The organism is Psychrobacter sp. TB20-MNA-CIBAN-0197 (assembly GCF_040309765.1).
GTDB lineage: Bacteria > Pseudomonadota > Gammaproteobacteria > Pseudomonadales > Moraxellaceae > Psychrobacter > Psychrobacter submarinus.
Genome location: NZ_JBEOPC010000721.1, coordinates 1 through 266 on the forward strand (window position 1 = coordinate 1; position 266 = coordinate 266).

1 pseudogene is annotated in these 266 nt (G+C 58.3%); it reads right to left on the minus strand.

Features of this window, described 5'->3' with window-relative positions:
• Positions 1 to 238: pseudogene (fabI, locus tag AAEY83_RS15710) on the minus strand (enoyl-ACP reductase FabI); the annotation flags it as partial.
• Positions 239 to 266 lie beyond the last annotated feature (28 nt).

Here is a 266-nt window from a genome sequence, read left to right on the forward strand (position 1 = left end):
GCTCTTCGAAGACCTTGGCGATTTCTTCATCGCTGGCCACGTCGCACGGGAAGCACAGCTCAGGGCTCGAACCCCAGCCTTGTGCGAATTCTTCGACGCGACCCTTGAGTTTGTCGTTCTGATAAGTGAAGGCAAGCTCAGCGCCCTCGCGATGCATGGCGGCAGCGATGCCGGATGCGATGGACAGCTTGCTGGCGACACCGACGATCAGTACGCGCTTACCGGCGAGAAAACCCATGTGTTGCTCCTCTTTCAGGTTATTGCGC